The 26,102-nt window shown below is 62.7% G+C and carries 22 protein-coding genes and 1 pseudogene; 11 read left to right on the top strand and 12 right to left on the bottom strand.

What is annotated here, in order from left to right:
• On the top strand, positions 1-1,050 hold the full coding sequence (gene thiL / locus Q4I12_RS03450; RefSeq protein ID WP_297159972.1) for a thiamine-phosphate kinase: 1,050 nt from the start codon (positions 1-3) through the stop codon (positions 1,048-1,050).
• A 2-nt stretch (positions 1,051-1,052) separates the two neighbouring features.
• Positions 1,053-1,703, top strand: coding sequence for a class II aldolase/adducin family protein (locus tag Q4I12_RS03445; protein WP_297139462.1), 651 nt, complete (start codon positions 1,053-1,055; stop codon positions 1,701-1,703).
• Positions 1,704-2,118: 415 nt separating this feature from the next.
• Here the strand turns inward: Q4I12_RS03445 and thiF are convergent, their stop codons facing one another.
• The 4 genes from thiF to thiS form a co-directional block, all read right to left on the bottom strand.
• Positions 2,119-2,730, bottom strand: coding sequence for a sulfur carrier protein ThiS adenylyltransferase ThiF (gene thiF / locus Q4I12_RS03440; protein ID WP_297159968.1), 612 nt, complete (start codon positions 2,728-2,730; stop codon positions 2,119-2,121).
• 253 nt (positions 2,731-2,983) lie between these two features.
• A complete protein-coding gene (gene thiH, locus Q4I12_RS03435; protein WP_297159966.1) occupies positions 2,984-4,108 on the bottom strand; it encodes a 2-iminoacetate synthase ThiH in 1,125 nt (374 codons plus the stop codon).
• 13 nt (positions 4,109-4,121) lie between these two features.
• A complete protein-coding gene (locus Q4I12_RS03430; RefSeq protein ID WP_168934699.1) occupies positions 4,122-4,907 on the bottom strand; it encodes a thiazole synthase in 786 nt (261 codons plus the stop codon).
• A gap of 77 nt (positions 4,908-4,984) precedes the next feature.
• A complete protein-coding gene (thiS, locus tag Q4I12_RS03425; protein WP_168934698.1) occupies positions 4,985-5,185 on the bottom strand; it encodes a sulfur carrier protein ThiS in 201 nt (66 codons plus the stop codon).
• A 340-nt stretch (positions 5,186-5,525) separates the two neighbouring features.
• Here thiS and Q4I12_RS03420 point away from each other — a divergent pair, with 340 nt between their 5' ends.
• From Q4I12_RS03420 to Q4I12_RS03405, 4 genes and pseudogenes are all read left to right on the top strand, one after another.
• Complete coding sequence (locus Q4I12_RS03420) at positions 5,526-6,377, top strand: DUF5107 domain-containing protein (RefSeq protein ID WP_302260575.1); 852 nt, start codon at positions 5,526-5,528, stop codon at positions 6,375-6,377.
• A 70-nt stretch (positions 6,378-6,447) separates the two neighbouring features.
• Positions 6,448-7,182: pseudogene (locus Q4I12_RS03415) on the top strand (SDR family NAD(P)-dependent oxidoreductase); the annotation flags it as partial.
• A gap of 60 nt (positions 7,183-7,242) precedes the next feature.
• On the top strand, positions 7,243-8,424 hold the full coding sequence (locus Q4I12_RS03410; RefSeq protein WP_302260574.1) for a mandelate racemase/muconate lactonizing enzyme family protein: 1,182 nt from the start codon (positions 7,243-7,245) through the stop codon (positions 8,422-8,424).
• 24 nt (positions 8,425-8,448) lie between these two features.
• The gene (locus Q4I12_RS03405) at positions 8,449-9,273 is read left to right on the top strand and encodes an MFS transporter (RefSeq protein WP_302260573.1); all 825 of its coding nucleotides are present in this window, start codon (positions 8,449-8,451) and stop codon (positions 9,271-9,273) included.
• A 14-nt stretch (positions 9,274-9,287) separates the two neighbouring features.
• Here the strand turns inward: Q4I12_RS03405 and Q4I12_RS03400 are convergent.
• A protein-coding gene (locus Q4I12_RS03400; RefSeq protein ID WP_302260572.1) for an IS5 family transposase occupies positions 9,288-10,027 on the bottom strand; the annotation gives its coding sequence in 2 pieces (ribosomal slippage) (positions 9,288-9,736 and positions 9,736-10,027; 741 coding nt in all).
• A gap of 88 nt (positions 10,028-10,115) precedes the next feature.
• On the opposite strand from Q4I12_RS03400, the gene Q4I12_RS03395 reads away from it, so the two are divergent.
• Genes Q4I12_RS03395 through Q4I12_RS03385 form a run of 3 tightly spaced genes read left to right on the top strand, consistent with a single transcriptional unit; the run spans position 10,116 to position 12,219 of the window.
• Entirely contained in the window at positions 10,116-10,478 is a 363-nt protein-coding gene (locus Q4I12_RS03395) for a hypothetical protein (RefSeq protein ID WP_302260571.1), read from the top strand.
• Positions 10,479-10,493: 15 nt separating this feature from the next.
• Positions 10,494-11,291, top strand: a complete 798-nt coding sequence (locus Q4I12_RS03390) for an IclR family transcriptional regulator (protein ID WP_300645204.1) — start codon at positions 10,494-10,496, stop codon at positions 11,289-11,291.
• 13 nt (positions 11,292-11,304) lie between these two features.
• On the top strand, positions 11,305-12,219 hold the full coding sequence (locus tag Q4I12_RS03385) for a dihydrodipicolinate synthase family protein (protein WP_300645206.1): 915 nt from the start codon (positions 11,305-11,307) through the stop codon (positions 12,217-12,219).
• Positions 12,220-12,302: 83 nt separating this feature from the next.
• Here the strand turns inward: Q4I12_RS03385 and Q4I12_RS03380 are convergent, their stop codons facing one another.
• The gene (locus tag Q4I12_RS03380) at positions 12,303-13,874 is read right to left on the bottom strand and encodes a lipopolysaccharide biosynthesis protein (protein WP_204674805.1); all 1,572 of its coding nucleotides are present in this window, start codon (positions 13,872-13,874) and stop codon (positions 12,303-12,305) included.
• A gap of 340 nt (positions 13,875-14,214) precedes the next feature.
• Between Q4I12_RS03380 and ilvD the strand changes: the two genes are divergently transcribed.
• On the top strand, positions 14,215-15,894 hold the full coding sequence (gene ilvD / locus Q4I12_RS03375) for a dihydroxy-acid dehydratase (RefSeq protein ID WP_297137967.1): 1,680 nt from the start codon (positions 14,215-14,217) through the stop codon (positions 15,892-15,894).
• Positions 15,895-16,124: 230 nt separating this feature from the next.
• The gene (locus Q4I12_RS03370; RefSeq protein ID WP_302260570.1) at positions 16,125-17,066 is read left to right on the top strand and encodes an AEC family transporter; all 942 of its coding nucleotides are present in this window, start codon (positions 16,125-16,127) and stop codon (positions 17,064-17,066) included.
• A gap of 693 nt (positions 17,067-17,759) precedes the next feature.
• Here Q4I12_RS03370 and Q4I12_RS03365 read toward each other — a convergent pair.
• The 6 genes from Q4I12_RS03365 to aprB form a co-directional block, all read right to left on the bottom strand.
• Entirely contained in the window at positions 17,760-18,479 is a 720-nt protein-coding gene (locus tag Q4I12_RS03365; RefSeq protein ID WP_168934694.1) for a hypothetical protein, read from the bottom strand.
• Between the two features lie 85 nt (positions 18,480-18,564).
• Positions 18,565-19,749: a quinone-interacting membrane-bound oxidoreductase complex subunit QmoC gene (gene qmoC, locus Q4I12_RS03360; protein WP_168934693.1), complete on the bottom strand. Its 1,185-nt coding sequence runs from the start codon at positions 19,747-19,749 to the stop codon at positions 18,565-18,567.
• 13 nt (positions 19,750-19,762) lie between these two features.
• Entirely contained in the window at positions 19,763-22,024 is a 2,262-nt protein-coding gene (locus Q4I12_RS03355) for an FAD-dependent oxidoreductase (RefSeq protein ID WP_302260569.1), read from the bottom strand.
• A gap of 5 nt (positions 22,025-22,029) precedes the next feature.
• Positions 22,030-23,265 carry a CoB--CoM heterodisulfide reductase iron-sulfur subunit A family protein gene (locus Q4I12_RS03350; protein WP_006008672.1) on the bottom strand — a complete coding sequence of 412 codons (1,236 nt, stop codon included), beginning with the start codon at positions 23,263-23,265 and terminating at the stop codon, positions 22,030-22,032.
• Between the two features lie 220 nt (positions 23,266-23,485).
• Entirely contained in the window at positions 23,486-25,474 is a 1,989-nt protein-coding gene (gene aprA / locus Q4I12_RS03345; RefSeq protein WP_297137962.1) for an adenylyl-sulfate reductase subunit alpha, read from the bottom strand.
• A gap of 37 nt (positions 25,475-25,511) precedes the next feature.
• A complete protein-coding gene (aprB, locus tag Q4I12_RS03340; protein ID WP_006008678.1) occupies positions 25,512-26,000 on the bottom strand; it encodes an adenylyl-sulfate reductase subunit beta in 489 nt (162 codons plus the stop codon).
• Between the last annotated feature and the right edge of the window lie 102 nt (positions 26,001-26,102).

The following is a 26,102-nucleotide window of genomic DNA, read 5'->3' as shown; positions in this document are numbered from 1 at the left end:
ATGTCCCAGCCTTCGCGCGCTTCTGAAGACAGCATCCTTGCCTGTCTGGCCCGGCATTTCCCGGCCACGCATCCTTCCCTGCTGCTGGGCAGGGGCGACGACTGCGCCGTGCTCAAGGCCGGCACGCCCCTGTGCGTGAGCAGCGACCTTTTTCTGGAGGATGTCCACTTCCGGCGCTCCTATTTCACGCCCGAAGAGATCGGCCACAAGGCCCTGGCCGTCAATGTGAGCGACATCGCGGCCTGCGGCGGCCGCCCGCTGGCCTTCACCCTGGCCCTGGGCCTGCCCGATGATGCGGATGCGCTGTGGCTCGACCGCTTTTTCTCCGGCATGGCCGCTCTGGCGCAGGAACAGCGTCTGGCCCTGGCGGGCGGAGACTTGTCCCGCAGCCCCTTCCTGCATGTGAGCATCACCATCTGGGGCGAGTCCTACACGGGCGGGGACTTCCTCGTGCGGGGCGGCTCCATGCCCGGGGACAGTCTGTTCGTGGTGGGCCGTCCGGGCCTGGCCCGCGTGGGCCTGCAGGTACTGGAAAAGGAAGGCCGGGCCGCGCTGGAGCACTGGCCCGCTGCCTGCGCCGCGCATCTTTTGCCCGTGCCGCAGGTGGATGCCGGGCTCATGCTGGCCCGTGCGGGCGCCAATGCCCGGCCCCCGGCACTGATGGATCTTTCCGACGGCATCATGCGCGACCTGCCGCGCCTGCTGGGCCGCACCGGCGAGAGCCGGGCCCGGCGCGAAGGCGACACGGGCACCGCCACGGACAGCGGCCTGGGCGCGGCCATCCTGCTGCCGCAGGGCATGCTCCATCCCGAAGTGGTGCGCCATGCCCGCGAGAACGGGCTCAATCCCGTGCACGAGGCCCTGCTGGGCGGCGAGGATTACGCCCTGCTGGGCTCCTGCGCCCCGGACATGCTGCCCATCCTGCATGCGGCCATCCCCGGCTTCATGAGCATCGGCACCATCACCGATGACGGGGAGCTGACCTGCAACAACGAGCCGCTGGACGCACTCCAGGGCTTTGACCATTTTGCCGTATCCGCGGAGGCCTAGCCATGCCCTTTCCTTGTTTCCATCAGCGTCAGGGCCGGGACATCGCCCTGGCCGCCCTGCCGTCGTCCATCGTCCGGGAGCTGGCCGAAGTTTGCCGTGAAGCCTGGCACGGCGGCATGCTGGCCGGTTGCAACGGTAACGCCAGCTGCCGCTGGCAGAGCCCCGAAGGCGAGCGCATCGTCATCACCCGCAGCGGCGCGGCCAAGGGGCGCCTGACGCTCCGGGACCTGTGCGTGCTGGATGCCCGGAGCGGCGCCACCCTGTACGGCGGTCCTTCGTCCAGCGAAGGCCTCATGCATCTGGAAGTCTATGCGGCCCGGCCCCGGTGCGGGGCCATCCTGCACACCCACCCCCGGCAGCTGCTGGCCCTGGCCCTGAAACTGGAGCGCCAGCCGGACTGGCAGGAGCGTTTTTTGAAACTGCCGGTCTTCGAGTCCGGCGTCTGGCGGGCCCGGCTGGGCTACGCCCCGGCCTTCGAGCCCGGCACCCGCGAGCTGGCCGAGGCCGTGGGACAGGCCGCCCGTGACTTCGAGGCCGTGTGGATGACCCGCCACGGCCTGTGCGCTTCGGCCCCCTGCCTGGGCCAGGCCCTCACCCTCAGCGAAGAACTGGAACATCTGGCCGCCATCCAGCTGCTGGCCGGATCGTGTTAGTTGTTTGAGGGGGCCCCTTCGCTGTCGATGCCCGTAGCTTCCTTTGTCGCTAACGGGCACGGCCCTGCGGGCCATATTTTGAGGGGAGGGGAGCCCCCTCTGCTGGCGCGAGAGGGGTCCCCCCTCATCTCAAGCTCCCCACCCCCTCCCCAGCGCGCTTTATCAGAACGTACGGCCCCGGACTGCCATGCAGTCCGGGGCCGTACGTTCGTCATGGCTCTGGGCAGGTGCCGGGCATCCTGTCGTTATGGGGAGACATGGAGAAAAAGGGGCGGGCCATCCCTTTGTCCGTAGCGGCGGAAGGCCGCCGCAGGCCATACCCGCTGGCGACACAGGCAGCTGTGGGCGTGGGCACGTCTTCCTTGCCGGGCAGCGTCAGGCGCGAGGCATCAGGGAGGAGCCTCTCGGAAAAGGCCTATTCCACGCCGGTGAGGATGAATTCCAGCATGGCGTCGGCCAGCAGGGCCGCGGCCTCGGTCACGCGCGGGGCCAGGGGCGGATACTCAAGGATGTCGGTCTCGAAGTCGCCCACCAGCACCAGATTGCCCAGCACGCGTTTTTGCATGGGCTTGCCGCCAAAGCCGCCCATGCCCGAGGCACTGGCGATGCGGCGGCCCGAGAGCATGACCTTTTCCACCAGCAGGCGCTTGTCCGCCGCGCCGTCCATGGCTTCCAGCCACAGGGGGCAGCGGGCCACCAGCTCGTCCACGTTGGCGGCGTCGATACGCAGGCGACAGGTCTCCACCCGGGCGTCGGGGTTCAGCTCCCGCACCAGTTCGGCCAGGGCCTCCACCTTGGGACGGCCCAGATGCCGGGGCCAGAACTGCTGCCGGTTGAGGTTGGACGCGTCCACCACGTCGTCGTCGATGAGCAGAAAATGCTCCACACCGCTGCGGGCCAGCATCAGGACGGCATTGGAGCCCAGACCGCCCGCACCGGCCACGCCCACCCGGGCAGCCCGCAGGGCCTCCAGCCGGGCCGGGGAAAGATAGCGCGTCAGGCCCTGACGCAATACGTTCTCACTCATGGCAGACTCCCTGAAAAACGGTTTACGGATGGATGCGTCCAAACTTCATCCTGAAACAGCCCTTTCCGGGCCGCATCCACGGAATGGAAGGGACCCGGCCACAACGGGCGAACCCGGCCCCCATGAAGAGGTGGACTGCCCCGCCCCCGTATGAAAAGGAGGGACGTCTTTCCGGCGGAAAGACGTCCCTCCCGAATAAAGCGCGCTGGGGAGGGGGAGGAGAGTTTGAGGCGAGGCCTCAACAACACTCTGCCTAGGCGTGGGTCAGGGTGGGGTCTTCCCAGTCCTTGATGACGGCCTGATAGCCGTTCCTGGTCAGGTCGGCGATCATCTGTTCCACGCTGCGGTGGTCGGTGATGTCGAACTGGCCGCTGTTGTCGGCGTGGGTCTTGCGGCCGCCCACGGCGGTGGACACACCGGCCGAGACGCGGGTCACGCCCAGCGGGATCAGGTGGTCACGCATGAAGGCGCTCTCGCGGCTGGAGCAGGTGATGGACGAGCGCGGCAGGAAGCAGCGCAGGGCCGTCACATACTGCACGAAGCGGCGGTCATCGAGGGCGTGCGGGATGTCGAAACTGCCCTCGTGCGAGCAGATGCGGGGGATGGACAGGCCCACGTCCACGCCGGGGTAATGGCGCAGCAGCCACCAGGCGTGCAGGCCGGTGGCGAAGGCGTCCTGTTCGAACTCGTCCAGGCCCAGCAGGGCGCCCAGGCCCAGGGAGCGCATGCCCGCGCGGGCGGCGCGTTCGGGGGCGTTGAGACGGAAGGCGTAGTCCTTCTTGGGGCCCACCGGATGCAGCCAGTCGTAGAGCTCGGGATTGTAGGTCTCCTGGAACATGGTCATGCTGTCCACGCCGCTTTCCACCATGAGGCGGTATTCGTCCTCGGTCATGGAGTAGACTTCGATGCCCACGCTGGCGAACAGGGGCTTGATGCGGCGGGCGACCTCCGCGATGTACTCGGGCGAAGAGAGCTTGCGGGCATCGCCGGTGAGCAGCAGGATGTGCTGCAGGCCCATGTCCGCGATGGCCTTGGCTTCGTCGTAGGCCTCTTCGGGGCTCAGGTGGCGGCGCGGCTGCTTGTTGTTGGCGTTGAAGCCGCAGTAACGGCACTGGTTGGTGCAGTAGTCCGACACATAGAGCGGCGTGAACAGGTTCACGGCCCGGCCGAAGTAGCGCAGGGTCAGCTCATGGGCGCGCTGGGCCATCTGCTCCAGCAGGGGCGCGGCCGCGGGCGAGAGCAGGGTCAGGAAGTCGGCGGGCTGCAGGTAGTCCTTGCGCAGCACGGCGCGCACCTGGTCTTCGGTGGCGCTGGCGGCTATCCGGCTGCGGCGTTCGCGCGGCCAGTTGTTTTCCAGATATTGCTGAAAGTTTTCCATGTCCGCCCCCGACCTAGCGCAGGAAGCCCGTCAGCGGAGAGGAGGCCTGGGCGCCTTCGCCGCAGGCACGCACGGCACCGGGACCGGCCAGCCAGGCGGCGCGACCGGCTTCCACGGCCTGGCGGAAGGCACGGCCCATGAGCACCGGATCGGTGGACGAGGCGATGCCGGTGTTCACCAGGCAGGCGGCGGCGCCCATCTCCATGGCCTCGCAGGCATGGGAGGGCAGGCCGATACCGGCGTCCACCACGATGGGCAGGTCGATCTCTTCGATGAGGATGCCGATCATCTCGCGGGTGCGCAGGCCGCGGTTGGTGCCGATGGGCGCGCCCAGGGGCATGACGGCGGCGGCACCGGCATCCGCGCAGGCGCGGGCCACATAGAGGTCGGGGTTGATGTAGGGCAGCACGGTGAAGCCTTCCCTGGCCAGGATCTCGGTGGCCTTGGCGGTCTCGTAGCCGTCGGGCAGCAGGTGGCGGGTATCGGAGATGACTTCGATCTTGATCCAGTCGCCGCAACCGGCGGCGCGGGCCAGACGGGCCAGGCGCACGGCCTCTTCGGCGGTGCGGGCGCCGGAGGTGTTGGGCAGCAGACGCATGTGGGAGGGGATGTGGCCCACGATGCCCTGCTGGCCTTTTTCCACGCGGCGCATGGCCACGGTGATCACCTGCGCGCCGCTGCTGGCGCAGACGTCGGGGATGAGGGCGTCATTGCTGTATTTGCCGGTACCGATGAACAGGCGGCTCTGCAGTTCCACGCCGCCGATGATGAGGGGATCGTTGTTCTGAAAATCGCTCATGATGGTCTCCTGCGGCCGACCGGGCCGCGCGGTGCGCACTGGGCGCAGAGGAAGAAAAAACGTCGTCGTGCCGGCGGCTAACCGCCGCCCACGAACTGCACGATCTCCAGCACGTCGCCCTCGTTCAGGGCGGTGGCCGCAAAGTCCGCGGCGGGCACGATCTGGCCGTTGTGTTCCACGACCACGGCGGTGGCATCGTGTTCCCGCTCCCGCAGCAGGGCCGCCACGGTCAGGCCTTCGGCACAGGTACAGGCTTCGCCATTGATGGTGAGTTGCATACTGCCTCCACAAAAAAACCCGTCCACCTTGCAAGAGGGCGAAACGGGCACGTTGGGCGCAAAAAGAGCGCACGTTGCCAGCTTCCCTTCGACAGCACTATCTGCATCAGGTGCAGGACCGCACGGCGGCCCTAGGGGTCAGGGTCCTTGCACCCTTTCTCAGCCCGTAGGCTCCCCCAGCCGGAAGCAAAAAACTAGTCCCGGGACAGAAATATTGCAAGGGGGCAGGGGCATATTGTTGGAAGTTGTTCTGTATATGGAACTTTAATCCTAAATATTGACATTTTCCCCTCCTTTTGCGCTATAGAGGAAGAAATCTCCCAAAATAGTGGAGGGAAGAATGAGCATAAGGCGTACAGAATTTGAAGGTGTCGAAGGCATCTGCCTTGAGAATGACAGCATCTCCCTTGTTGTTTGTCCTTCTGTAGGCGGAAAAATCGTCAATTTTTGCCTTAAGGACACGGGCCAGGAGCTTCTTTGGCGAAATGAGAACCTTGCCTTGCGTCCTTATCCCGAGGGAACAGCGTATGATCCGCATTTTTATGGCGGCATAGACGAGCTTCTTCCCAATGATGAAAAAGAAGTCATCGATGGTATCCAGTATCCTGACCACGGTGAACTTTGGACAACGGCGCTTGATTGCGTGTCCGGACAGGATTCCATCCTGCTTTCAGCCACGCTTCCTGCATCCGGTCTGCGTTATGAGAAAAAGATGACGCTGTCTGGGGATGCCGGGACTGTTGTCATGGATTATAGGATAACGAATACATCCTCAAAAAAGAGCCATTTCCTCCTCAAGATGCATGCTGCCCTCCTGTTGCATGAGGGAGACAGGATCATTTGCCCTGCAAAGCGTGGCGAGATCGGCGATGCCGATTTCACAGGGCGCCATGAAAGTCGCTTTTTCCCCTGGCCCGACTATCACGGCGAACGCCTGGACATCGTCGGTTCCGCCCAGGAAAAGCGCAGCGAATTTTTCTTCCTTCATGATCTCGAACGGGGCGAGATGCGTATGGAAAGCCCCGCGGCCCGCACGTTCTTCAGCTACAGCTTCGATACCGGCCTGGTATTTTGCCAGCTACGGCGGCTGGAACGGTCTGTATACGGGCGTCCTGGAACCGGCTACCGCCATCCCCTGTTCGCTGGGGAAATCCATAAAGGACGGGACCTGCAGCACGCTGGCCCCGGGTGAGACCCTGTGCACCACAGTAACCATCAACGCAGGAAGGTTGTCATGAAGCACGACACGCAATGTTTTTGTCACGGGAGCTGCCTCCGGCATCGGTGAGGCGACCGCCCGCCTGTTCGCGGCCAATGGCTGGAATGTCATGGTCAATGCCAGAAGGCAGCAGAGCCTCGAAAAACTGGTGTCGGAATTCCCCGCCGGCAAGCACCTTGTGTGCGCGGGCGACTTCAGCTGCCAGGAGACCATGGATCGCGCCGGAGCCCTGATCGATGAGGCCTGGGGCGGGCAGCTCGACGCCGTGGTGAGCTCCGCCGGTCTGTTCCGTCGTACGTCCATGCTGGACACGCCCCTGGAAGAATGGCGCAGCATCTTCGACATCATGGTCAACGGGGCGCTGCTGACGACGCGTCTTGCCGCCCAGAAGATGAAGAACGGGGGCAAGATCGTGCACGTGACCTCCATCCACTGGAACCATGCGGAAGCGGGCAGCAGTGCCTACAGCATGGCCAAGGCCGCCATGGCCCAGATGGTGCGGGCCGGCGCTGTGGAACTGGCGCCGCTCAACATCAACATCAATGCCGTCGCTCCGGGCTTCGTCAAAACGCCCATGGCCCTCGACCCCAACGGCGTGGACGAGACGGAGACCCAGTGGTTCCGCGACAACTATGTGACGGGCCACCACATGCCGGCCAAGCGGGCCTGCATGCCTGAAGAGATCGCCAGCGTCTGCTACTTCCTGGCCGGCGATGGCGCCAGCTACATGACCGGTGAGACCGTCCATGTGGACGGTGGCCTGACCATCACTTTCTAATCCTTTTCCGGGCCGCCCGGCGGCCCGGAAAACATACCCCAGTGGTACTGGGAGATCGTCATGAAAATAGAATCTGTTGATTTCTTTTATCTTGCCCTGCCCCATATTCGTGACATCGGTGACGGCAGCCAGGATGCCCTTCTCGTCCGCGTCCGCGCGGGGGGCCTGGAAGGATGGGGGGAATGCGAAGCCTCGCCGCTGGTCTCCATTGCGGCCTATGTGACCCCCATGTCGCACTCGGCCTGCAAATCCGTCGGTTCGCAGCTGGAAGGGGAGTCCGTGGATTCTCCCGCCGACATCCTGCGCATCCGCCGCAAGGTCCAGGCCAACTGCCTTGACCTGCTCCAGGCGCCGCACACGCTGTCCGGCATCGATATCGCCCTTTGGGACCTGCTGGGGAAAAAAGAGCAGGCTCCCGTCTACAGCCTGCTGGGCTATGACCGCGCCCTGCCCAAGACCGCCTATGCCTCCATGCTGTTCGGCGAGACGCCGGAACAGACCCAGGCCAATGTGGCGGAAGCCGTGCGCAGGGGCTTCCGGGCGGTCAAGCTGGGCTGGGGCGGCTACGGCAGCGATCTTGAGACGGACATCGCCCATCTGGAACTTGCCCGCAAGGAAGCCGGAAGGGACGTGCTGCTGATGGTCGACGCCGGGACGGTCTGGACCCAGGCCGAAGATCCCGTGCAGGAGGCCGCGCGGCGTCTGCCCTCGCTCAAGGCGGCGGGCGTCCTGTGGCTGGAAGAGCCGTTCTCCAGCTATGACTTCGACTATTACTCCCGCCTGGCGGAACTGGCCGGGCCCGTCAACCTTGCCGGTGGCGAGGGCGCCCACAATCCCGAGATGGCAAAGCACATGATGCGCTACGCCTCCCTGGGCTTCGTCCAGATCGATACCGGCCGCATCGGCGGCATCACGGCGGCCCATGACGTGGCCAGGGCCTGCATGCAGCAGCATGTGCGCTACGTGAACCACACCTTTACGACCCAGCTTGCCCTGAGCGCCTCCATCCAGCCTTTTGCCGGCATGGCGGACAGCACGCTGTGCGAATACCCGTTCCAGCCGAGCGACCTTTCGCTGGATCTGACGGAACAGCCCATGCAGCTCGATGGCAACGGGACCATCTCCCTGCCGGAAGCTCCCGGTCTGGGCGTCGTCCCGCGTGCCGAGGCCATCAGGAAATATCAGCGTACGGTAGAAATGAGCGTCGACGGAAAGAACATCTATACATCACCGGTCATCTAGTAGCCTACAAGAGGGAGGGCTGCCATGAAAGCACTCAAAGGGTTTCGTGCAACAGATATCTCATTGATGGTTCTGCTTTTCTTCCATGCCATCTGTGCCATCATCACAGGGACGCTGTTGCCGCAGATTATCAAGGAATTCAGCATCGACTATGCGACTGCAGGAAGTATCGAGACTCTCAGAAGCTACGCCATCCTCTTTATCCTCGTCATCACGGTCAAGCTTCTGCGGGTGGTCAGCGCCAAGACCCTGTTCGTCCTGTCGCGTTTCGGTATCGCCGTCGGCTTCGTCATGTCTGCCCTGTCGGGGAACTATTCCTTCTTCCTTGCGGGTGTGATCCTGGCCGGCCTTGGGGCGGGCTTTGTCGAATCCCTGATCGCCCAGACCATCACCAACCTGCATCAGGCCGAGAACAATACGGAAAAGTTCTTCAACGCCATCCAGGGCGTGTTCTCCATCGCCGTCATCCTGATCCCCCTGCTGTACGGCTATGCCATGGAGCACGGTGTGACCTGGCGCCAGATCTTCCTGTATACCTCCATCATGCCCGTCGTCGTGGCTTTCATCCTGCTGTTCTCCGACCTGCCTGCTGTCGAAGCGGAAGAGGGCGGCTACAGCGAAGCCCTGAAGGCCGTGTTCTCCAAGGCGGCCGGGCGTCTGCTGAGTATCGGGATCTTTGTCTCCGCAGGCATCGAGAACATGTTCTATGTCTGGAGTGCGACGTATATCAGCCTCTATCTGCATGATAACCAGCAGTATGCAGCGACTGGTCTTGCCATCTTCGGCTTGTTCATGTGTCTTACAAGGTTTACAACAGCGTTGCTCAACGGGAAGAAGATCGCTTACTAGAACTCATTTCATAATTAATGGGCAATTTTTATAACTCTTCTCAACAAAATCATAGAAAAAGCAAGGTGGACAAGAGCCGTAAAACGTTCAACGCACCTTTCCCAACGAGTTATTGCCTTTTTAAATTTGTTAAGCCACGCAAAAAGGCGTTCAATTTTCCATCTTCTTTTGTAACGGCGCAAGAGCCGTCCGTCTTGCGTCGCCGGCTTTTTACGATTCTTGCGGTGCGGCGCGATGAGTTCAATTCCCTGAGAAGCAAGGGCTTCATCAAGCGGATCGCTGTCATAGGCACGATCCCCAATAATTCTTCGGGGTCGTCCCAACGTGACAATTTCATTGATTGTAGCCTGGACAAGTCTGACTTCATGAGGGTTAGCAGAATCCGTGTACACGGCGATAGGTAAACCAGAAGCGTCAGCAATAACCATGAGCTTCGTACCTTTGCCCCGCTTGGTCTTTCCCACTTTTGGGCCCCTTTTTTTGCGACAACGAATGTGCCGTCAATGAAGCATTCTTCCAGATTTATCAGGCCATTATCTTCAAGATGCCGGGCCAGAGACTCCAGAATTTTTCGAAGCCTTCCATCTTTTACCCATTTGCTGAATCTCCGATAGCAAGTTGCGGAAGATGGAAACCTGTCCGGTAAGTCCGCCCATGCCGCGCCTGTACGCAAGACCCAGAGGACGCCATTTAAAACTTCTCTGTCAGAATGAATTTGTGGACGTCCTGCGCCTGTGCGCTCTTTCTGAACCATTGATCATCAGTTAGCATTTCGGCTTTGCTCATTTTTTGAGACTAACCGAAACCTTAAATTTTCTCCAGAATTATGAAATGACTTCTACATGATGTATATCGCCCAGATCTGCGGTTTTACATCGGCCATCCTCCTGTTTACTATGGAAGGTATCGAAATATTTTATATTTCGCTGGCGCTTGCCGGTATCTGTGCCGGTCCCATGTGGCCGTCGATCACCGGTCTCATCTCCGATATGGAGCCGGGCGCCAAGGCTGGCTACTTCATCATCATCGCTCTGATCGGTTACATCGGCTACGCCAATGCTCCTCTGTTCATGGGCCTGATCGGTGACCTTTCCGGCGACCTGAAAAACGGGTTCTACATCCTTCCTGTATCGACGCTGATCCTTGTCTTTGTTATTTCTGGATTACGTAAGCTGGCCATAAAGAACGGATCTTACTACAAGTAATCTCAGGAAGCCGTCATGACGCAATCGAAAGGATACCGTAATCCGCTTGTGGGGCGTATTTCCCAGTTGCTCGACTATCTTGCGCACAATGAAGCCACCTTGCAGACCATCGTGCGTGACTTGTCCATCCCCAAGACCAGCGCCTATGTGCTGCTGCAGTCCTTGCTGGATGTTGGCTATGTGCGTCTGCTGCCGCAGAGCAAGACCTATGCGCTCGGCTTCAAGCTCTATGAGATCGGGATAATAGCTGCGGGCCGCATCAATTTGCGGGACCAGGCCATGCCCTATCTTGAAAAATTGCGGAATACCGTTGATCTGACGTGCCATCTTGGTTGCCTTGACGGAACAGAGGCGTTTTATCTCATCAAGTTGCAGCCCATGAACAGTGCCCTTCAGATCAACTCCTGGGAAGGCAAGAGGATCTCTCTTTACTCTTCCGGGATAGGAAAGACACTGCTCGCCTGGCAACCTCTTGAAGAGCAGAAGAATATCGTGAGCCGTCTGCATCTCGAACCCATCACCGTCCATACGATCACCAGCAGCGATGTGCTGCTGAATCATCTGGCGGACATCCGCCGCCAGGGATGTGCCATGGATAATGAGGAAGACGGACTGGGGATACGCTGCATGGCCATGCCGGTCTTTTCCGTGGATGGCCATGTGACCGCAGCCGTCAGTATCTCCGGCCCGCTGCTGCAGATGGGGGATGCCAGCCTGCCCGGACTGCGGGCAGAGCTGCGCAAGGCTGCCCGGGGCATCACTTCCGCCTTGGGGGGAAGCTATCCGGGAACGTTTGAGGACAAACAACTTTAGGAAGGAGCAGACAATGTTTTATCCGGCGGGAGTTTATTCGGCCATGCTGACGGCCTTTTCGGCAGACGGGAGTCTGAACGAGGAGGTCAACCGCCAGCTGGTGGAAATGCAGATAGAAGGCGGGCTGGACGGTATCTTTCCCGTGAGTTCCAGCGGGGAATCCGTTGCCATGGATTTCGCCTCGCGCTGTCGCCTGATGGATATCGTCAAAGATCAGGCCCGCGGCCGGGTGGCTGTCCTGCCGGGCATCCCCGGCTGCGCTCCCCAGGAAGCCATGGCTCTCGGCAAGCATGCCCGTGAATGCGGCTGTGATGGGGTCGTCCTGATGTCGCCCTATTTTTATCACCTTACGCCGGATTCCCTGGCTGCCTACTTCCTGCAGGTCGTACGCTCGGAAGAACTGGGAGGACTGCCCGTCATCCTGTACAACATCCCCCTGTTCTCGCCTTCGATCCCGTATGATGTGATCTGCCGCCTCGCCAAGGAGCCCAATGTCGTGGGCATCAAGGACTCCAGCGGCTCTCTCATCGACATGGTCAACTATATGGATGCCATCGAGAGGGCCGGCAGCAAGGCCCATTTCCTGACGGGCCGGGAAGAAGCCCTGCTGGCCACGCTGGACATGGGGGGCTATGGCTGCTTTACGGCCACCTGCGCCGTGCTGCCTGAGTATATGTCCGCCATCTACCGGCTCTGGAAGGAAGGGGACCACGAACGGGCCCTGTTCCTGCAGAAGAAGATGGTGCCCGTTGCCCGCGCCATGATGCAGGCCATGCCGTTCCCGGCGGGCTTCAAGCTGGCCCTTGAGGTGCGCGGCTATGCCATGGGGGCTCCCAAGCTGCCTTTGGGCGCCGGCGAGACCGCAGGACGCGAAGAGGCCGCTGCCAGGCTGAAGGGCATGATAGACGGCCTTCTGGCGCTTCTGTAGCGTTATCCCGGACGTCATCGTAAAAGAGCCGCCGAAATTTCGGCGGCTCTTTTCGTTTGGGTGATGGCGTGCGGGGAGCGGGATCAGCGTCCCAGGCGGGCACGCAGCTTCCGGATCTTTTCGTCCATCTCGGCGCGGCTCATGCCCAGCAGCTGGGGGATGAGCAGGGCCGTGAGCGCGGCGGCCAGGGTGTAGACGACGCCGGAGATCAGGAAGCGCAGCAGGGAGTCGATGCCGCCCAGGCCCAGCATGAGGGTGAGCTCGCGGCAGGCAAAGGCCACGGCGGCCAGCACCAGCACACACCAGATCTCGTGCAGCATGATGGGCAGCAGTCGGATGGGCACGAAGCGCGAGGCGCGCCAGAGGCAGATATTGACGGTCACGCACTGCACGGCGATGGTCTTGATGGACAGGCCCACGGCCCCCAGATGCAGGCCGCCGTAAGCTTCGGGCGCCAGCAGGAACCAGGCCGTGGTCATGCCGTAGACGCATTCCAGCAGGGTGAGGTTGCGCAGTTCGCGGGTACGGCCCGAGGCGTGGAACACGGAGCTGGCCAGCTGCAGATAGGACTGGTGCAGGGGGTAGAGGGCCATGATCTGCACGGGCAGGATGGCGGCGGTGAACTCCGCGCCCCCGAAGATGCGCACCAGGGCCGGGCCCTCGGCCATGCTGAAGCAGGCGAAGTAGGCGGCCACGGCATAGATCAGGGGGGCGAAGCGGTTGACCAGGCGGCCCATGAGCTGGAGGTCGCGCTGCCCCCAGGCGATGGAGAGCTCGCGCATGACCAGCGGCGTCATGGCCGAGACGAACATCAGACAGGCCAGACAGACCTTGTGGCCCAGGGCGAAATAGCCCTGTTCGGCGCTGCCGTCGAACCACTGCAGCAGCCAGCGCTCCGCGGCGGCCATGAGGAAGATGAGCAGGGCCTGGACGAAGAGCGGATGGCTGTAGGTGAAGAATTCGTGACGGTAGGCCTTGTTGCTGTCGGCACTCAGGCGCAGGCAGAAGGTGGCGTCCGGGCCGCCGTAGCAGCGCTCCCAGTGGCGCCGGGTGACGATCCAGTAGCCCAGGGCCGTGACGCCCAGCATGGCGTATTGCTGGCCGAAAAGGCTGAAGATGTTCAGCCAGTCCAGCAGGAACAGGCCGATGAGCAGAAACACGGCCGAGAGCGAGACCACGGTGCGCACCATCTCGGACTGCACGGTGGCGCCCACGGCATCGTTCATGGAGCGGAGCACGCGGCCCCACCAGGTCAGAAAGGCCCAGATGGCGGCCAGCGGGGCCAGCCACAGGGGCACGTCGGGCATGAGCCAGTTGCCGACGAGGGGCACCTGCATGGCGCCGGCGATGAGCAGGCTGATGACGGCGATAAGCAGGCTGAGCCGCATGTAGAAGCTGATGAGGCCCGTTTCGGACTGGCGCCGGGACAGGGCATTGTAGAAGCAGGTGGACGTGCCCATGTCCAGGAACATGAACAGCTGCTGGAAAAAGTTGGTGGCAAAACTGTAATTGCCGTACATGGCCGGGCCCAGGGCACGGGGCAGGATGGCTTCCATGGCCAGATAGACCGGCACGGAAGCCACGTTGGCCAGCAGCTTGCATATATAGCGACGCGCCAGGCTTGGCGTGGAGGGGGGAGTCGTCCTGTTTTCCATGCGGGAAAACCTAGCCCACTTTGCGGCGTGCCACAAGCCGGGAATGGGGCGCGGCGTGCCCTGCGGACCGGCTGCCTGCCGGGGACAAGTGTTTACGGCCTCCGGCTTTTTGCGTATGAAAAAACATTGAGCGCACGCACAAACAGCGCACCGGAGGACGCGGCCCAGCCGCTCCGGGAGCGGCCGCCTTACCGGCGGTCCCGCCCCGCCCTCAACGCCACCATGCGGCGGGCTGCCGCGCCGCTGCCCCCGTGACGCCCATGCACAAGATCCCCGCGCGATCCTTTTGCGGCCTTCTGCCGCCGCGCGGGCCGCTGACAAACGTCCAAAGGATACCGTCATGGAAGAGAACAGCAAAAAAATGAAATCCGGCCTGGAAAAGGCCCCTCACCGTTCCCTGCTTTATGCCCTGGGCCTGACCCGCGAGGAAATGGAACGTCCTCTGGTGGGCGTGGTCAACGCCGCCAGTGAAGTGGTGCCCGGCCACCTGCACCTGGGCAAGCTGGCCGAGGCCGTCAAGGCCGGTGTGCGCATGGCCGGCGGCACCCCCCTGGAATTCCCCGCCATCGCCGTGTGCGACGGCATCGCCATGAACCACGAAGGCATGCGTTTCTCCCTGCCTTCGCGCGAGTTCATCGCCGACTCCATCGAGATCATGGCCCGCGCCCATGCCTTCGACGCCCTGGTCTTCATCCCCAACTGCGACAAGTGCGTGCCCGGCATGCTCATGGCCATGATGCGCCTGAACATCCCCTCGGTGCTGGTCTCCGGCGGCCCCATGCTGCCCGGTACCCTGACCCCCGGCAAGCAGGGCGACCTCATCACCCTGTTCGAGGGCGTGGGCCGCGTGCGCAACGGCCAGATGAGCGAAGAAGAACTGACCCAGTGGGAAGAACGCGCCTGTCCCGGCTGCGGTTCCTGTGCGGGCATGTTCACGGCCAACTCCATGAACTGCCTGGCCGAGACCATCGGTGTGGCCCTGCCCGGCAACGGCACCATCCCGGCCGTGCATGCGGCCCGTGTGCGTCTGGCCAAGCAGGCCGGCATGCGCGTCATGGATCTGGTGAAGCGCAACATCCGTCCCCGCGACATCGTCACCCGCGGCGCCGTGGAAAATGCCATCGCCGTGGACATGGCCCTGGGCTGCTCCACCAACACCACCCTGCACCTGCCCGCCATCTTCCATGAAGCCGGTCTGGACATCGACCTGTCCGTCTTCGACGAAGTGAGCCGCAAGAGCCCCAACCTCTGCAAGCTTTCCCCCGCCGGCCACCACTACATGGTGGATCTGGAGAACGCCGGCGGCATCCCGGCCGTCATGAGCGAGCTGGACAAGCTGGATCTGATCCGCAAGGACTGCATGACCGTCACCGGCAAGACCGTGGGCGAGAACCTGAAGGATCGCAACGCCCATATCCTGGATACGGACGTGATCCACACCATCGACAACGCTTACTCCAAGGAAGGCGGCATCGCCATCCTGCGCGGCTCGCTGGCCCCTGACGGCGCCGTTGTCAAGCAGTCCGCCGTGGCGCCCGAAATGATGCGCCGCGAAGTGACCGCCCGCGTGTTCGAGAGCGAAGAAGACGCCATGCACGCCATCCTCGACGGCAAGATCAAGCCCGGCGACGGCGTGGTGGTGCGTTACGAAGGTCCCAAGGGCGGCCCCGGCATGCGCGAGATGCTGTCCCCCACCGCCGCCATCACCGGCATGGGCCTGGGCAAGGACGTGGCCCTGTTCACCGACGGCCGTTTCTCCGGCGGTACCAACGGTGCGGCCATCGGCCACATCTCGCCCGAAGCCGCCAACGGTGGCCCCATCGCCCTGGTGCGTGACGGCGACCGCATCCTGGTGGACATCCCCAACCGCAAGCTGGACCTGCTGGTGGACGAAGCCGAACTGGCCCGCCGTCGCGCCGAGCTGGTGCCGCCGCAGAAGGAATGCCCCTATCCCGTGCTGCGCCGTTACGCCAGCATGGTGAGCTCCGCCGACAGCGGCGCCATGTACAAGAAAGTCTAGGGCGCTTTCCCGGCCGGGACAGGCGCCCGCAGGGGGAAGACGCCGTACCGCCGTTCCCCGTGCATGGGGCTCCTGTTCCTTCCGGGCGTCCGTCCGGCTCTTCGGGGCCGGTGTGATGCCCGGAACGCCGGAGGACGTCCGTTCCTTTTCCGATGGTCCCGCATTGCCGCCGGTGCAGTGCGGGACCATCGCTTTCTGGCAGGGCCTCTTCCTGCCGCACAGGTGCCATCATGGTTTTTCTGCACGCCCTTCAGGGCATCCTCAGCTTGCAGATCATCGTCTCGATAGCGTATGTGCTGGCCCGCAAGGGCTGGTTCTCGCCCGAGACCCAGATCCTGCTGCCCCGGCTGGTCACTACCGTGGCCCTGCCTTCCTACCTGTTCTATACCATCACCCATTCTTTCGGCCGGGACGACCTCGTCCACCTGATCTACGGTTCGATCTTCCCGCTGTTCAGCATCCTGCTGACCTTTGCCGTGGCCCTGCTGGTGGCCAAGGTCACGCGCGTGGAGCGGCGGCATTTCGGCCTGTTCTGCGCCAGCTTCACCACGTCCAATACGGTCTTCATCGGGCTGCCCGTCAATCTTGCCCTGTTCGGCGATGCGGCCGCGCCCTATGTGCTGCTGTATTTCTTTGCCAATACCACCTTTTTCTGGAGCATCGGCAGCTACATCATGAGCCATGACAACGAAGCGTTGCGCGGTTCCGCCACGCTGCTGGACAATGTGCGCCACATCTTCTCGCCGCCCATGCTGGGCTTCCTGGCCGGGCTGGCCATGACCCTGCTGGGCCTGCGGCTGCCGGAGTTCGTACAGGAAGCCCTGCGCTACATGGGCAACCTCACCACGCCGCTGGCCCTGATCTTCATCGGCATCTGCCTCTACAAGATGGATCTGCGCCATCTGCATCTGTCGCGTGACCTGCTGCTGGCCCTGCTGGGCAAGCTGGTCATCTGCCCCCTGATACTGGCCGGCATGCTGCATTTTGTGGAGCTGCCCGAGCTTATGGAAAAGGTGTTCATCATCCAGGCCGGTCTGCCCTGCATGATGCAGATCTCCATCCTGGGCGCCGTCTACAAGACGGATGCGCCCTTCGGGGCCCTGCTGGTCAGCCTGTCGACCGTCCTTTCCGTCATCACCATCCCCGTGGCCATGACCCTGCTTTCGCTGTAGCGGCGGAGGGATATCGGCGAGAGGGGGACCGGATTTTTTGAGGGGGGAAGGAGGGACCTTTGGCTCGCGCGCAAAGGTCCCTCCTTCCCCCTCAAGCTCCCCCCATCCTCCTCCAAACGCGCTTTATCGGCCAGGCCGCTCCATCAGGTGCGGCCTGGCTTTCTCTCCGGCTGGACCATCATTCCTGCTTCTGCCCGGCCCTGCCACGTATGGCCTGCCTTCTTTATGTATTGAGCGCGCCGCTTGAGCAAGGTCGTCATTCCCTCCATCGAGCCCCCGTTCCTAGGCTTTCCATTCCCTTGTTCTTCATCCAGCAGACTGCCCCACGATTTCTCCAACGCTTTTCTCCATCCATTGAGCTCGCCGCTTGGGCGGCGTACGCCGAAGGCGTGGTGCCGCCCCGCCTACGGCGCGCCGTGATGAAACCGGGGACCTGACGCGGGGCACGGGGGGGCAGGAGGGCTGGGGCCGCGCAGGCCCCGACCACTTGCCGCTTCGCCGCGGAGGCGAGCAGACCCGAGAGCCGGGCAGCGGCCGTCCATCGGACGGCTGGCTGTCGCGCTGCGGCTCCTCCTCATCTCGGGCAGGGGCTGCCATATGGCACTGCCCCTTTTGCCCCGCACTGGACGACCACGAAAAAAGGCGCGCCCGCCGGAACGGACGCGCCTTGAAAGGCGATGCCTTGACTTGGGACTAGAAGCCGAAGCCGTCGGAGTTGGCGCCGCTGGTGCCGAAACCGAAATCGTCCGGCACGCCGCCTTCTTCCTGGGCGGGTTCTTCGGCGGCGGCTTCACCGGCCACGCCGGCAGCAGCCACACCCACGGTGATGTTCTTCAGGTTGTCCTTGATGGCGTCCTTGATGCTCTGCATCAGTTCGTCATGGTTGATGGCGACCTTGCCCTGGAATTCGGCCACCTGACGGCGCAGACCGCCCATGTCGGTCTTCATGGTCTTGATGGTGTCTTCCAGCTTGTCGCACTTCTTCTGCAGTTCTTCAGCCTTGCCCTGATAGGGGGCCAGGGTCTCCACCTGCTGGCGCAGGGTGGCGATCTCGGCGCGCTGGCTGACCATGGTGCCGTGCATGTCGTCCATCATGTCGAGCACGGTGGCGACGGCGTTCTTCAGGCAGTCATCCATGGGGGTCAGGGAGATGGTGTCGCCCAGCAGACGGGCACCCTGGTTGACGAAGTCGCCCCAGTTGTCACCGTCTTTGTAGTTCATGTCCAGGAACTTGGGGGACAGCTTGGCCAGCCAGGCAGCGGCGAAGGGAGCCACGGCGGCGGCGCAGGCGTCACAGACGATGCTGCGACCGGTGATGTAACCGGCGATATCTTTCACGTCCGCGCCCTTCTTGGCGACGGCCAGGGCCAGGACGGTTTCCACAGGGAACATTTTGCGAGCGGTATCAGACATTTTCGGCCTCCTCCTCGGAGAACGGTGTTTTGCAGTGTGAGCCTGTGCGGGCCGTCGTCACGGGGCGACGGCCCGGAAGACCATCCTAGTAGCCGCGTCCGTACATGCGGACGAACAGCAGGGCCGCGGTGCGGTACACGAAGTGACCGAGCTTGGACCACGGCAGGTAGGCAAAGAGCATCCACACAAAGACCAGATGCAGATAGTACACCACAAAGGCGGGCTGGATGGCATCGGCCAGGCGGAAGACCTGGGACAGGATGCCCGTCACGGCCACCAGCCAGATGATGCCCAGCAGGTACCAGTCATACCAGCTCGAACCCTGATGCTTGGGGTTCAGCTTCAGACGGCGGGCGGTGAGCATGGCCAGGCCACAGACCAGCATGATGGCGCCGAGGTTGGCCAGGATCTTCACAGGGTACAGCAGCGGCATGGGGGTCTCGATCTTGATGAGCGGGATGATCTTGCCGCCCCAGTGGCCCAGAGCCACAACGGCCGTCACGAAGGCCAGGATGACGAAGCTGTAGACCAGGATCATGTGGCCGGCCTTGCGGTTGGGCACATAGGTACCGGTCTTGGGACCAGCTTCGCAGTCGTCGAACTTGCGGTGGGTGACCACTTCGTCGATGAGCACGTCCAGCAGGTGCCAGTACCAGGCCTTGGTCTTGCCAAGCACGGTCAGGCGGCCTTCAGGCTTGAACATGCCCCAGAGCTTGCGCACGCCCTTGTAGAGGATGAAGCAGGCCCCGAAGAAGGTGATCATGAAGATGGGGTCGATGGTGTAGTCACCATAGAACACCTGACCGAACACGATGCGGCCGTCGGCGGCGCGGGGGAACCAGTTGCCGTCATTGAAGCCGGCGCGGATCCACCAGATGAAGAGCCACAGCAGGGCCGGGATGGCGAAGAGGAAGGGCAGACCGGAGGGCTTGCTCATCCACTTGCCCACGATGGTGGGCTCGGTCAGATCGCGGTAGACCATGTTGCGGGCAGCGCCCATGACGTCGGCGGGACGGGCACCACGGGGGCAGAGGTCCGCGCAGTTGCCGCAGTTGTGGCAGAGCCACAGGTCCACGTCGGTGGCCAGCTTTTCCTTGAGGCCCCAGGACGCCCACACCATTTCCTTGCGGGGGTAGGGAGCGTTTTCCGGAGCCATGGGGCAGGCCACGGAGCAGGTGGCGCACTGATAGCATTTTTTCAGGCTTTCGCCGCCCGCTTCCATCAGCTCCCGCGTAAAGGTGGAATCCGGCTTGAGAATATTCTGTGCCATTGCAGCCTTCCTCCTACATGCCCTTGAACGGGTTGGGGCCGAGTTCCACGATGCGAGCGACGAATTCGTCGATCATGTCCGGCACCTTGTCATATTCGTCGATGGCCACTTCGAGCTGGTCAACGCGCTCGGGCTGCACGCCCAGACGGTTCAGGGTCTCGGCGATGTTTTCCTTGCGGCGGTTGCAGATCTCGGAACCCTTGATGAAGTGGCACTGGTAGTCTTCGCCATATTTGCAGCCCAGCAGCAGCACGCCGTCGAAGCCCTTGCTCATGGCGTCAGACACCCAGATGGCGTTGACGGAGCCGAGGCAGCGCACGGGGATGATGCGGCAGTACGGGCTCCAGGCCTTGCGGCGCATACCGGCCATATCCAGGGCGGGGTAGGCGTCGTTTTCGCAGGCCAGGATGAGGATGCGGGGGCCTTCCTTCTTGAAGTCCTTGGGCACCACAACTTCGCGGATCATGGAACCGATCTGGTCGATGTTGTAGTTGGCAAAGGAGATCACGCGCTCGGGGCAGGCGCCGAAGCAGGTACCGCAACGACGGCAGCGGGCCGGGTTGGGTTTGGGCGTACCCTTTTCGTCGTCGTCCAGGGCGCCGAAGGGACATTCTTCGGTGCAGCGCTTGCACTGAGTGCAGCGCACGAAGTTGAACACCGGGTAGGAATTGTCGCCGGAGCGGGGATGCACGGCCACACCGTGGGAAGCGGCTTCCACACACTGGATGGCTTTGAGCACGGCACCGCGGGCGTCTTCTTCACAGGCGTCCAGGGTCTGGGGCTGACGCACGCAACCGGCGGCGTAGACACCGGTACGGCGGGTTTCGTAGGGGAAGCAGATGTAGTTGGAGTCCGCGAAACCGTCGAAGAGCTGCAGATCCGGGAAGTCGGGGCCCTGACGGTAGTCGAATTCCACCACCACGTCCTTGGCGGTCGTGGGCACGACGCCCGTGGGCAGCACCACCAGATCCACATCCAGATCGAAGTCCATGCCCAGCAGGGTGTTCTTGCAGCTGACCACCATGTGGTTGCCGGCATCACGGATGTCGGTCACGTCGGCCTTGGTCATCATCAGGCCCAGACGGTCCTGCATCTTCTTGTAGAAGCGTTCCAGGATGCCGGGGATGGTCATGTCCTTGTACAGCACGAAGGCCTGCACGGCGTCATCGGTCTTGTCACAGATGATGTTGGCCATGCGCAGCATGCCCACGCTGTTGACGGCGTTGGAGTAACGCAGGTGCTTGATGCTTTCCAGGTTCTCCTTGACGAAGCCCTTTTCTTCTTCCTCGGCAGGAGCTTCGGCGGCGGGGGCTTCGGCCTCGGCAGCGGCGGCTTCGTCAGCGGCCTTCTGCAGGGCTTCTTCGGCGATGGTGGTGTCGAGCACGAAGGCGATGCGGCGGGCGTCGACCTTGCCTTCGCCCAGCATCTTGGCGAACTGGGCGGCATGGACGACCTTGGGGTTCACGCCCAGGCCCATGCTTTCCAGATACTTTTCAGCCAGCGGCACCCAGCCGGTGGCCAGGACCACGGAGCCGATGTCGAAGGTCTGTTCGCCGTTGGCGGTGGCCACGGTGGCCTTGAACTCGCCGGGCTGGCCTTCCAGTTTGGCCATGTGGGAGTTCAGCAGCACGGTGATGCTGCTGTTGCCGGTCACAGCGGCGATCTTTTCGGCCAGGTTGGTGGGCTGGCGGTCTTCCCAGGGAGCCTGCAGGGGCGAGCCCATGGGCATGTTGTTGACCGCGCCGCCGAGCTTGTCGGCCTTTTCCACCAGGATGACTTCATAGCCGGTCTTGGCGGCTTCCTGGGCGGCGGTGAGGCCGGTCCAGCCGCCACCGATGACCAAGATGCGCTTGATGCCTTCGATGGCCGCAGATTCGGGCATGTTGCTCTTCTGCAGTTTGACCACGCCCATGTTCATGTAGTCGGTGGCCATCTGGGTCAGCAGGGCGGGAGCCGCGCCGCTGACGGCGGAACCGTCGGGGTTCTTGTAGGCGAGCACGCACTGTTCGCGCAGGTTCACGTGTTCCACCTGCACGGGCAGCTGCCAGGGGGCAGCTTCGTCGCGGGGGCTGGCACCGCAGAAGAGCACGCCGTCAAGGCCGTTGGCTTCGATGTCGGCACGCACTTCGTCTTCGGCCACGCTCAGCATGGGCAGCACTTTCACCACAGGGGTGAGGTCGCTCCATTTGCTGCGGACCTGTTCGGCCAGGGCTTCCACATCCAGGCCGCCGCCGATGTTCTGTACGTCAAAATAGACGCCGATCTTGCTGGCCATGCCGCCTACCTCCCTTTCACCGTTTGCACCGCCTTGAGAGCGGCGGCCGTGCCGGACTGCGCGGTACGCATCACGTCCAGCGGCATGCGGGCGCAACCGGCGGCAAAAATGCCAGCCTCTTCACCGCCCATGACGAAACCGTCTTCGTCCAGGGGCAGGGGCAGGGGCAGGCTGTCGGTGGCCAGGCTGGGCTGCATGCCCGTGGCCAGCACCACCATGTCATAATCCAGATGCAGCTTTTCGCCGCGGATGGCGTCTTCAACGGTCACGGTGACGTTGTCGTCAGCGGCCTGGGCCACATCGGCCACCTTGCCCTTGATGAAGCGCACATTGGGGGCGGCCTTCACCTTGTCCAGAACCTTCACGTAGCGGCCCGGAGCGCGCAGGTCGATGTAGAACACCGAGATCTGGGTCTCGGGGTACTGCTCGCAGATGTACTGGCACTGCTTGAGAGTGGCCATACAGCAGATGTAGGAGCAGTAGTTCAGGTGGTTCTGGTCACGGGAACCGGCGCACTGCACGAAAGCGATGCGTTTGGGACGACGGCCGTCGGTAGGACGGACGATCTTGCCGCCGGTGGGGCCGAAGGGGGAGGCCAGGCGTTCGAGCTGCATGTTGGTCACGCAGTTCTTGACCTTGCCGGCGCCCAGGTTGGCCAGGTTGGTGACGTCGTAGGGCTTCCAGCCGGTGGCCACCACGATGGCGCCCACATTGAGTTCGATCTCGCGGGCGGGTTCGTTCTGGTCCAGGAACTTCTGGCCGGCGACGCGGGCGGCGTCAGCCTTGCTCAGGGCGTCGGTGTCCAGCACGAAGCGGTTGGGGAACGCGAAAGGCATGGATTTGTACAGAGCCTTGCGCTGGGACAGCCCGAAGTCGAATTCGTTGGGCACGGTGCCTTCCAGGCTGGAAGCGAGGAGGGTGAAGTCCACGTTGTGGGCGGCCACCTTGCGGGGCTTGATGCTCACGGTGGCGGTGTAGTCACCCTTACAGCCGACCAGCTTGGTCACTTCGGCCATGGTGAAGAATTTGATGCGGGGGTTCTTCCTGATGCGCTGGAACTGGATTTCCAGACCGCAGGAGGGGGGACAAAGTTTGGGGAAATATTTGTTGAGCTGGGCCACACGGCCGCCCAGGTAGGGCGACTTTTCCACGATATACACATCGTGGCCCAGTTCCGCCGCTTCGATGGCGGCAGTAAGGCCTGCAAAGCCACCGCCCACGACGAGAATGGAGTTGGACATCCTGGATATCCTCCTGCGTTGCAGCGCCGTGGCCCCTCTGCGGGGCGGCGCGCACGCCTGCCCGGTTGTATGGGATTGCCGGGCGGCGCAATTGAGAGCCAAGGGCCCTGCCGCGCGGCGCATATTCCAAGGCGCGGCGGGGAGCTTGCATGTCGCACACCCGCCGCGCCGAAAAAAAGGGGTGGCCTAGGCGGCCACCCCAGGGATGTTCTTCCGCCTACTAGTCAGGGATGATCTGGTAGTAGGGCTTCTTGAAGATCTTGGTTTCGCCGGTGGCGGGATCGTACTTGGAGTTCACGAAGCACTTCCACTTGCTGTCGTCGATACCCAGGAAGTCGGCGCGGTAGTAGAAGCCGGGGTAACGGGACTCTTCACGGAAGGCGATGTGCTGCATGTGCAGGCGCACGGTCCACAGGCGATGGTAGTTTTCCCAGCAACGCAGCAGTTCGTGCAGGTCGCGGGCGGCCAGCTTGGCGGAGTCTTCTTCCATCATGCCCAGCAGATAGAAGCCGGTGTCCAGCAGAGCCTTGGAGGTGGTGTAGTAGGTACCCACGCCGCCGCCGTATTCGTCGGTGCACTTCACGAGGCGCATCATGAAGTTCTTGGGCGTGATGTAGTTGGGGTTCACCACGGGGTCGGTGGAGGCGTCCTTGCCGGCCAGGTAGTTGTAGTAAGGACGGTAGATCAGCTGCTTCAGTTCTTCGGCGGTTTCCTTGAACTCAGGCTTGAAGTCCTTGTGGTCCAGGCACCAGCGCACCATCTGCTTGCCGGCGATACGGCCTTCAGCGTGGGAACCGGAGGAGAACTTGTGGCCGGAAGCGCCCACGCCGTCGGCGCAGGTGAACAGGCCTTCCACGGTGGTCATGCGGTTGTAGACCTTGCCGTTGGCAGCGCGAACCTTGTAGTCTTCGGGCACCCAAGCTTCGTCGGGACCGGAAACCCAGATGCCGCAGCAGCCGGAGTGGGAGCCGAGCAGGTAAGGTTCGGTGGGCATGATTTCGGAACCGCGTTCTTCAGGAGCGGTGTTGGTGGCGGCCCACAGGTTGGCCTGACCAACGCACATATCCAGGAAGTCTTCCCAGGCTTCGGACTCGAGGTCTTTCTGCTGTTCTTCGGTCAGGGTGGCGAAGGTGGTCAGCAGGGCGGTCTTGGTGTCCATGTAGATGGGGCCGCGGCCTTCGCGCATTTCACGAAGCATCATGTGGTTACGCAGGCAGGTGGGGATCACGTTGCCCTTGGCGTAGCCGCGATCTTCGTAAGGCTTCAGCATGGCGCGGTTGGTGGCGCAGTAGTCTTCGCCCTTGCAGTTGGTGGCTTTGGCCTTGAACAGCAGGAACCAGGCGCCCACAGGGCCGTAACCGTCCTTGAAGCGGGCGGGCACGAAGCGGTTTTCCATCATGGTCATTTCGGCGCCGACCTGAGCGCACATGGTGTAGGTGGAACCGGCGTTCCACACGGGGTACCAGGCGCGGCCCATGCCTTCACCGGTGGAACGGGGACGGTACACGTTAACGGCACCGCCGGCGGCCACCATGATGGCGTTGGCTTTGAAGATGTGCACTTCGTTGGCGCGCAGGTTGAAGCCCACGGCACCGGCGACGCGGTTGGGGGTGTTCTTGTCGAGCAGCAGCTTCACGATGAAGATACGCTCCATGATACGGTCTTCACCCAGGGCATTCTTGGCGGCTTCGGCCACGATGCACTTGTAGGATTCGCCGTTGATCATGATCTGCCAGCGGCCGGAGCGGACGGGATCGTCGCCGTTGCGCAGGCTCTTGCCGGCGGCCTTGGCGGCGGCGCCGTTCATGTTGTGGCCGTTTTCGTCCTTGATCCAGCAGGGCAGGCCCCACTCTTCGAACAGATGCACGGAGTCGTCAACGTGGCGGCCCACGTCGAAGATCAGGTCTTCGCGGACCAGACCCATAAGGTCGGTGCGGACCATGCGGACGTAATCGTCGGCGGTGTTTTTGCCGAGGTAGGTGTTGATGGCGGACAGGCCCTGGGCCACGGCGCCGGAGCGCTCGAGGGCGGCCTTGTCGCACAGCATCATTTTCAGACCGTGTTTGTCGCCCCAGCGCACGGCTTCGAAAGCCGTACCGCAGGCACCCATACCGCCGCCCACGATCAGCAGGTCGACGTCATGTTCCTTCACTTCAGGTTCAGCAATGGCAACGCCTTTCATCGCTTCCTTGACGGGAATCATAGGCATAGTGGTTTCTCCTTAAGCTCTACGCGGTTACTGCTCTCTAGCGGCCCTGTTCCATGGCGGTGAAGACCTTGTCGGCTTCAGTCACTTCGAACTTCTTGCCCAGGACTTCGATGGGGGTGGCCAGCTTTTCTTCGGTGAACAGCAGTTCGTCGTCGAGGTTGGCGCCTTCCGGTTTGCCTTCGAAGGGCTTGATGGAGCCTTCAGGAGTGGTACGGATGGGGAACTTGAAACGTTTCACGCTGCCGTTGCGGAACTGCACGGTCCACATGATGGAGTCGGCAGAGCGCATGGGGATACAGGTGCCGCCCATGGGAGCAAAGTCGGCGTAGGGACGAGCGGTGATGGCGCCCTGGGGGCAGATCTTCACGCAGGAATAGCATTCCCAGCAGGCGTCGGGTTCCTGGTTGTACGCCTTCATTTCCTGAGGATCGAGGATCATCAGGTCGTTCGGGCAGATGTACATGCAGGCCGTCTTTTCGCCACCCTTGCAGCCGTCGCATTTGGACGGATCGACAAACGTAGGCATAACGTATCCTCCAACTCTTAAAGTGTTTCAGGTCAATTTTGACCGTATGGGCAGCCACTCGGGCCGCCCGGGTGCCGTCTTGATTGGGGTCACGGCCCTGGG

This window comes from Desulfovibrio piger (genome assembly GCF_951793255.1).
In the GTDB taxonomy this organism is placed as follows: Bacteria; Desulfobacterota; Desulfovibrionia; order Desulfovibrionales; family Desulfovibrionaceae; genus Desulfovibrio.
This window is presented reverse-complemented; position numbering and strand designations above follow the sequence as displayed.

Bases quoted from the DNA above. Each gene is read 5' to 3' on its own strand.
- Q4I12_RS03390 (WP_300645204.1), top strand. From the start codon at position 10,494: ATGACGCAATCGAAAGGATACCGTAATCCGCTTGTGGGGCGTATTTCC.
- Q4I12_RS03385 (WP_300645206.1), top strand. From the start codon at position 11,305: ATGTTTTATCCGGCGGGAGTTTATTCGGCCATGCTGACGGCCTTTTCG.
- thiL (WP_297159972.1), top strand. From the start codon at position 1: ATGTCCCAGCCTTCGCGCGCTTCTGAAGACAGCATCCTTGCCTGTCTG.
- aprB (WP_006008678.1), bottom strand. From the start codon at position 26,000: ATGCCTACGTTTGTCGATCCGTCCAAATGCGACGGCTGCAAGGGTGGC.
- ilvD (WP_297137967.1), top strand. From the start codon at position 14,215: ATGGAAGAGAACAGCAAAAAAATGAAATCCGGCCTGGAAAAGGCCCCT.
- Q4I12_RS03355 (WP_302260569.1), bottom strand. From the start codon at position 22,024: ATGGCCAGCAAGATCGGCGTCTATTTTGACGTACAGAACATCGGCGGC.
- Q4I12_RS03445 (WP_297139462.1), top strand. From the start codon at position 1,053: ATGCCCTTTCCTTGTTTCCATCAGCGTCAGGGCCGGGACATCGCCCTG.
- Q4I12_RS03365 (WP_168934694.1), bottom strand. From the start codon at position 18,479: ATGTCTGATACCGCTCGCAAAATGTTCCCTGTGGAAACCGTCCTGGCC.
- aprA (WP_297137962.1), bottom strand. From the start codon at position 25,474: ATGCCTATGATTCCCGTCAAGGAAGCGATGAAAGGCGTTGCCATTGCT.
- thiF (WP_297159968.1), bottom strand. From the start codon at position 2,730: ATGAGTGAGAACGTATTGCGTCAGGGCCTGACGCGCTATCTTTCCCCG.
- qmoC (WP_168934693.1), bottom strand. From the start codon at position 19,749: ATGGCACAGAATATTCTCAAGCCGGATTCCACCTTTACGCGGGAGCTG.
- Q4I12_RS03405 (WP_302260573.1), top strand. From the start codon at position 8,449: ATGAAAGCACTCAAAGGGTTTCGTGCAACAGATATCTCATTGATGGTT.
- Q4I12_RS03380 (WP_204674805.1), bottom strand. From the start codon at position 13,874: ATGGAAAACAGGACGACTCCCCCCTCCACGCCAAGCCTGGCGCGTCGC.
- thiH (WP_297159966.1), bottom strand. From the start codon at position 4,108: ATGGAAAACTTTCAGCAATATCTGGAAAACAACTGGCCGCGCGAACGC.
- Q4I12_RS03350 (WP_006008672.1), bottom strand. From the start codon at position 23,265: ATGTCCAACTCCATTCTCGTCGTGGGCGGTGGCTTTGCAGGCCTTACT.
- Q4I12_RS03420 (WP_302260575.1), top strand. From the start codon at position 5,526: ATGAGCATAAGGCGTACAGAATTTGAAGGTGTCGAAGGCATCTGCCTT.
- thiS (WP_168934698.1), bottom strand. From the start codon at position 5,185: ATGCAACTCACCATCAATGGCGAAGCCTGTACCTGTGCCGAAGGCCTG.
- Q4I12_RS03370 (WP_302260570.1), top strand. From the start codon at position 16,125: ATGGTTTTTCTGCACGCCCTTCAGGGCATCCTCAGCTTGCAGATCATC.
- Q4I12_RS03430 (WP_168934699.1), bottom strand. From the start codon at position 4,907: ATGAGCGATTTTCAGAACAACGATCCCCTCATCATCGGCGGCGTGGAA.
- Q4I12_RS03395 (WP_302260571.1), top strand. From the start codon at position 10,116: ATGATGTATATCGCCCAGATCTGCGGTTTTACATCGGCCATCCTCCTG.
- Q4I12_RS03410 (WP_302260574.1), top strand. From the start codon at position 7,243: ATGAAAATAGAATCTGTTGATTTCTTTTATCTTGCCCTGCCCCATATT.